Below are 6,619 nucleotides of genomic sequence, written 5' to 3'. Positions count from 1 at the left end.
GAGACGGTGTGGGTTGTGGTGATCAACCCGTCTACCAGGGGCTTCTCTACGTCCGAAGGAACTCCATCAACTCGCGATCATGCTGTGATCAACCGACCCGCCCGAGGATGAAAAAGGGTCAGTGGTCGAGCGTGAGCATGGGCCGCATCCCGTTCGCCTTGATGCTCCGGATGAGGTCGTCGTAGTAGGCGAGCGCCTTCGGATCGCGGTAGCCGCGACGCGGCTCGACGCGGGCCCACTCGACGGACGTCCGGAAGACGTTCACACCGATTTGCTTGGCGAGCTTCAGGTCGGCCGGATAGCGGTGCAGGAAGTCGACGGAGTTGCCGTACGGGTCGGTGACCCCGTTCGCCTTACGGTCGGCGTACCTCGTCCAGTTGCTGTCGGGAAAGAACCCTTCGCTCTGGAACCCGGACGTGGACACCCCCCACAGGAAGCCGGGCGGGAACCTGCCGGTCGCGGGCCCGCCGGCGGCGGACGCCGAGGGCGCGACCAGCAGGCCGGCGACCAGGACGAGGACCGCCAGCGAACGAGCCGACACCGAGCGGACGAACAGCGAGCGGACGAACAGCGAGCGGACGAACAGCGAGCGGACGAATCTCGAACGTGCGAACAGCGAACGTGCGAACAGCGAGCGGACGGACAGCGGGGGAACGGGCCTTGGTCTACGGGATCTGCCGAGCCAGCCGAACACAGAGCATCCTCCGGGGGTGGGACCTGCCTCTCCTCCGGACTACAGGCGCCCGGAACCGGCTCGTCAACCCCTCCGCCCGGCCGAATCTCGCGATCTTGCCCGTCCGTGGCCGGGCCGCTCACTCCCGGCCGCCCGCGCGCCGACCCGCGGCACCGCGAGACATAACCCACATTTACCGATACGTGATACACGCCACAGGACCAAGCCGAGTTATCCCCAGAACACGGTTCCAGTTCCCAGTCGCCCCCGCGGGCGTCACGATGGAATCGATCTTCATTCGGGAATTCGTGACCCAGTTCACAGTTTTCGCCTGGTGATCGGAATCAGCGCAGGCCAAGGCATGGCCGAGCGACTCCCGGCCGCGGCCGACGCCCCCCGAAATGTCTGGATGGATTTGCCATGTTCACCCGGTTCTGCATACGTTCCTGCCCGGTCAATGCGGCACAGCAGCCGCTTGGATAACAGAACACGCACCCCGACGCGCGGCAGCGGCGCGCACGGCCACCTGTGACCGGCCGGGCGCGGCCCTTGGGCCGTCCCCACGGACCCCGCTCGAAAGCCGCCGTCGGCGCCGAATCCGTGCAGCCATGAAGCACGGAACCGCAAGCGGCCACGAATTCCCCGCGTCCCCAAAATGACGTCGTGGAATGGCCGCGGCATCCCGTCATCGCCAGGAAAACCCTCGCGATGACGGCTGCCCGGTAGGCATCACCCGCGAGATCTGGAGTCATTCTGCATACCCCCCGAAACTCCCTCAGGGCCGGAATCACCACTGGTGGCCTCGTGGTCACCACGACCGCGGCGCTCGGTGCCGGCCTCCTCGTCGCGGCGCCCGCCCAAGCGGCGTCGCCACCGCAGAACGCCGCCGTGGTGACGACGACCGCGAAGGTCACCGCCAAGCAGTCCCGGGCCGCCAAGCAGAAGAAGCGCGCGGCCTACGCCGTGAAATACGCGGCGAAGCAGATCGGCGACCCGTACCGCTACGGCGGCACCGGCCCCGGCTCATGGGACTGCTCCGGCCTCGCCGGCGGCGCCTGGCGCAAGGCCGGGGTGAAGCTGCCCCGCACCAGCCAGCAGATCTACCGCGCCGTCAAGAAGAAGGTCTCCTGGAAGGGCGCCGTCAAGGGCGACCTGCTGTTCTTCTACGGCGGCCGCACCCACATGGGCATCTACGCCGGCCACGGCTACATGATCCACGCGCCCAGCTCCGGCAAGCGCGTCAAGAAGATCAAGCTGACCAAGTACTACAAGCGCAACTTCAGCGGCGGTGTCCGTCCGGGCCTCTGACCCGCACGAACAGCCGTAGCACCACCCGTGGGCCCGCACGCCTCCCCCGCCCGTGCGGGCCCACACCCGCGCTCGCATCCGGCCCCCGATCGGCATTATGCGCAGTGCGAGCGATCGCAGGCGCCGCACGGCTCAGCGCAGGGCCGTGCGCTCGGGTCATGGGAGGAACGGGTAGTCGGTGTAGCCGCGGTGGTCGCCGCCGTAGAAGGTCGCTCGGTCGGGCTCGTTGTAGGGGCCGCCGGCCTTGATGCGGGCGGGCAGGTCGGGGTTGGCGAGCCACAGCTCGCCGAACGCGATCGCGTCGGCCACTCCGTCCCGCAGCGCCTCGGCGCCGCGCTCGGGCGTCGCGGGGAAGGAGTCCGCGGTCGGGTGCGGGTTCAGGATGAGCATCCCCGGCCACGCGGCCCGGATGCGGCGGGTCATCTCGCGGTTCAGCTCCTCCATGACGTGCAGGTGGGCGAGGTCCAGCGGGGCGAGCGCCGCGATCAGCGCGGAGTACAGCTCCGGCGTGTCGCTCTCGCTGACGCCGCTCGACGTGCCGCCGGGCGAGACGCGGAGGGCGACGCGTTCCGGCCCGATCGCGTCTGACGCGGCCTGCACGGCCTCCACGGCGAACCGGATGCGGTTCGCGACCGTCCCGCCGTAGGCGTCGGTCCGGGTGTTGCTGCCGTCGGCGAGGAACTGCTGGATCAGGTAGCCGTTCGCGCCGTGCAGCTCGACGCCGTCGAAACCCGCCGCGACCGCGTTGCGCGCGGCGGCGGCGAAGTCCTCCACGGTCCGCGCGATGTCGGCCGCGGTCATCTCCTGCGGGACGGGGTGGTCGAGCATCCCGCCCGGCGTGTACAGCCGGTCGCCGGACGCGATCGGCGACGGGCCGAGCGGCAGGCCCCCGTCCGGGTACAGCACGGGGTGGCCGACGCGCCCGGCGTGCATCAGCTGCGCGAAGATCCGCCCGCCCTCGTCGTGCACGGCCCCGGTCACCTTCCGCCACGCCGCCACCTGCGCGTCCGAGTGCAGGCCCGGCGTGTCGAGGTACCCCTGGCCCCGGGCGCTCGGCTGCGTCCCCTCGCTGATGATCAGCCCGGCGGCGGCGCGCTGCCGGTAGTACTCGACGGTGAGGTCGGTGACGGTGCCGCCCGCGCCGGCCCTGCTGCGCGTCATCGGCGCCATCACGAGGCGGTTGGGCAGCTCCAGCTTCCCGGCCGAAAGGGGCTCGAACAGTTCCTGCATGGCGTCCTCCTGGGGCGTTGTCGCTGGTCAAGAACGTACGAGCCACCGGGTACGGGTCGAATCCGTAAAGTTTCGGTACTTGGACCCGTAGGTTGGGATCCGTGCTCTACGGGCGGAACGACGAACAGGCGCGGCTCACCTCGCTGGTCGACGGTGCGCGCGACCACCGCCGCAGCGGCGCACTCGTCCTGCGCGGCGAGGCCGGCATCGGCAAGTCGGCGCTGCTCGCGGAGGCCGCCGCGGGGGCGGCGCGGGTTCTGCGGGCCACCGGGGTCGAGGCCGAGTCCGGGATCGCGTTCGCCGGGCTCAACCAGCTGCTGTGGCCGTTCCGCGACCGGGTCGACGGCCTGCCGCGGGCGCAGTCCGCCGCGCTCGGCTCGGCGCTCGGCTCGGCGCCCGGCTCGGCGCCCGGCGACACGTCCGCCGGGCAGGGCCGCTTCGCCACCGGCCTCGCCGTGCTGACGCTGCTCGCCGACCTCGCCGAGGACGGCCCCGTCCTGTGCGTGGTCGACGACGCGCACTGGGTCGACACCGCGACCGTCGACGCGCTGCTGTTCGCGGCGCGGCGGCTCGCCGCCGAGGGCGTCGTCATGCTGTTCGCCGCGCGGGACGACGGGTTCGCCGGGACGGGCCTGCCCGAACTGCGGCTCGACCGGCTCTGCCGGGCCGACGCCGAACGGCTCCTCGCGGCGCGCGACCTGGCGCCGCTCGTCCGCGAGCGGGTGCTGCGGGAGGCCGCCGGCAACCCGCTCGCGCTGCAGGAGCTCGCCACCGCCGGGGAGCGCCCGCCCGAGACCACGCCACTGCCCGTCGCCGACCGCGTCCTCGGCTCGTTCCAGGCGCAGATCGCCCGCCTGCCGGAGAAGGCCCGGCTGATGCTGCTGATCGCGGCGGCCGAGGGGCGCGGTTACATGGCGAGCCTGCTCGCCGCCGCCGGCACGTTCGGCGTCGGGCTCGCCGACCTGGAGGGGGCCGAGCGCGCCCGGCTGGTGGCGGTCACCGGGCGCAGCATCACGTTCCGGCATCCGCTGATCAGGGCCGCCGCGTACCAGGGCGCGACGGCGGCGCGGCGCGTCGCCGTCCACCGGGCGCTCGCCGAGTCCGCCGACGACGTCGACTGCCGCGCGCGGCACCGCGCGTCCGCCGCCCTCGCCCCGGACGAGGACGTCGCCGCCGACCTGCAGGAGGCCGCCGAACGCGCCCGCGTCCGCGCCGGCCACGGCCCGGCGGCGTCGCTGTACCGCCAGGCGGCCGACCTCACCCCCGACGGGGCGACGCGCGCGGCGCGCCTCGCCGCCGCCGCGTCCCTCACACTGCAGGCGGGCCGGCTGGACGAGGCGGAGGACCTCGCCGTCCTCGCCGGGAAGCTCGGCGCCGCCGACCGGGCCGGGCTCGCCCGCGTCCACGCCGCCGTCGAGTACGAGCGCGGCGACCCGCGCACCGCGGCCCGCATGATGGTCGACCGCGCCGCCGGACCGGAACGCGCGGCGATGCTCAGGACCGGCGCCGTGTACGGGTGGACGTCCGGCGAGTTGCCCGCCGTGCTGCGCGCGTCCGAACTGCTGCCGGACGACCGGACGGTCCGGGGCCTCGCGCTGCTCGCGGACGGCGACCCGGCGCGCGGGTTGCCGCTGCTCGCCGAGCAGGTCACCGCGGCGCGCGACGGCGCCGGCGACCGGCTGCGCGGCGCCCAGCTCGCACTGATCACCGGCGCGGACGCGGCGGCGCTCGAACTGTCCGCCGCCGAGGTCGCGCACTGCCGCCGGCACGGCCTGCTCGGCGAGCTGCCGACGATCCTGCAGGTCCGGGCGCAGACGCTGATCGCGGCGGGACGGCACGCCGACGCGGAGGCCACCGTCGCCGAAGCGATCGCGCTGGCCCGCGACACCGGCCGGCCGCACCGCGAGAGCCACCTCGCCGCCTTCCTGGCCCGCGTCGCGGCGATCGAGGGCGACGAGTCCCGGCTCCGCGAGCTGACCGCCTCGGCCCCGCCGGGCCTGGCCGACGGCGCGCTGGCCCTCCTCGACCTGGGCCTCGGCCGCTACGACGACGCGACCCGCCGCCTGGAGGAACTCGCGCACGGGCCGGACCGGCACGGCGACGTCGTCTCCGCCGCAGACCAGGTGGAGGCCGCCGTCCGTTCAGGCGAGGCTCCGCTCGCGCATGCGGCCTTCACTCGGTTCCGCTCCTGGGCCGAGGCGAGCAAGCAGCCCTGGGCGCAAGCCGTCGCCCTGCGCTGCGAGGCCCTGCTGGCGGACAGGGAGGAACCATACCTCCAGGCACTGCGCCTGCACGAACAGTCATCACGCCCGTTCGAACGCGCCCGCACGGAACTCCTCTACGGCGAATACCTGCGCCGCGCCCGCCGGCGCTCGGACGCACGCGTTCCGCTCCGCTCGGCGGCGTCCATCTTCGAACGCCTGCGCGCCACCCCCTGGCTGGATCGGGCGCGCGCCGAACTGCGGGCCACAGGCGAGTCCGGTTCGTCCGCACCGACCGCCCCGGACCTTCTCGACCGCCTCACCCCGCAGGAACTCCAAGTCGTCCGCCTCGCGGCCTCGGGCACGAGCAGCCGCGAGATAGCCGCACAACTCTTCCTGAGCCCCCGCACGGTCGAGTACCACCTCTACAAGGCGTACCCGAAGCTCGGCATCTCGTCCCGCAAGGAGCTGTCCCACCTGACCCTGGAGCCCGCTTCACCCTGACCCCTTGCTGGCCTGGGCGCTAGGACAGGGTTCGTCCTAGGAAGTCCTCCGTGAGGCGCCAGGCCCGCTCGGCCGGCTCCGGCTGGTGGAACATCGGCGCCTTCCGGTTGTGGAACGCGTGGCCCCCGTCCTCCTGGACGTGGATCTCCATGTTCGCCCGTCCCGCTACGGCCTGCTCCACCTGGGCGACAACCTCCCTGGGGATGTAGGCGTCGGCCCCACCGAAGTGAAACTGCACAGGCGCCCGGATGGCGTCGAGCTGCTCCAGCGCCCCCGGCACACCAGACCCATAGAACGACACCAGGGAATCAACGTCCGCCTGGGCGGCGAGCAGATAGGCGAGCGTCCCGCCGAAGCAGAACCCGAGGACACCGACCTTGCCGACCTCTGGCAGGCCCTTGAGAACCTCCAGTGCGGCCTTGGCGTCCTCTACGCCCTTCTCCCAGTCGAACTGGGAGACCATCGACATCCCCTTGGGGAGAGCCTCTTCGTTGTGGACGGTCGTCCAGTTCGGCTCGATCCGCCAGAACATGTCTGGGGCGGCCACGACGTACCCGAGCGCCACCAGGTCCTCGGCGACGGCCTCCATGTACTCGCCCACCCCGAAGATCTCCTGGACGAGCAGGATCCCGGGCCCGCGCTCTCCCCACACACGCAGGTCGAACTCGCCGTCCGGAACAACGACCTTCTCAGTACGCGTCAT

The 6,619-nt window shown here is 72.5% G+C and carries 5 protein-coding genes; 2 read left to right on the top strand and 3 right to left on the bottom strand.

Annotated features, from left to right (window positions below):
* Nucleotides 1–118: 118 nt before the first annotated feature.
* Nucleotides 119–694, bottom strand: a complete 576-nt coding sequence (locus SM418_RS37080; RefSeq protein ID WP_371946323.1) for a family 1 glycosylhydrolase — start codon at nucleotides 692–694, stop codon at nucleotides 119–121.
* 783 nt (nucleotides 695–1,477) lie between these two features.
* On the opposite strand from SM418_RS37080, the gene SM418_RS37075 reads away from it, so the two are divergent.
* Entirely contained in the window at nucleotides 1,478–1,981 is a 504-nt protein-coding gene (locus SM418_RS37075) for a C40 family peptidase (RefSeq protein ID WP_371946322.1), read from the top strand.
* A 156-nt stretch (nucleotides 1,982–2,137) separates the two neighbouring features.
* Here SM418_RS37075 and SM418_RS37070 read toward each other — a convergent pair whose 3' ends face one another.
* Nucleotides 2,138–3,211 (bottom strand): alkene reductase, encoded by a 1,074-nt coding sequence (locus tag SM418_RS37070; protein WP_371946321.1) that lies wholly within the window; start codon nucleotides 3,209–3,211, stop codon nucleotides 2,138–2,140.
* A gap of 101 nt (nucleotides 3,212–3,312) precedes the next feature.
* Here SM418_RS37070 and SM418_RS37065 point away from each other — a divergent pair, with 101 nt between their 5' ends.
* Nucleotides 3,313–5,916 carry a helix-turn-helix transcriptional regulator gene (locus SM418_RS37065; RefSeq protein WP_371946320.1) on the top strand — a complete coding sequence of 868 codons (2,604 nt, stop codon included), beginning with the start codon at nucleotides 3,313–3,315 and terminating at the stop codon, nucleotides 5,914–5,916.
* 19 nt (nucleotides 5,917–5,935) lie between these two features.
* On the opposite strand, the gene SM418_RS37060 is transcribed toward SM418_RS37065, so the two are convergent.
* Nucleotides 5,936–6,619 carry a dienelactone hydrolase family protein gene (locus tag SM418_RS37060; RefSeq protein WP_371946319.1) on the bottom strand — a complete coding sequence of 228 codons (684 nt, stop codon included), beginning with the start codon at nucleotides 6,617–6,619 and terminating at the stop codon, nucleotides 5,936–5,938.

Source organism: Actinomadura chokoriensis (genome assembly GCF_041463665.1).
Lineage (GTDB): Bacteria > Actinomycetota > Actinomycetes > Streptosporangiales > Streptosporangiaceae > Spirillospora > Spirillospora chokoriensis_A.
This window is presented reverse-complemented; position numbering and strand designations above follow the sequence as displayed.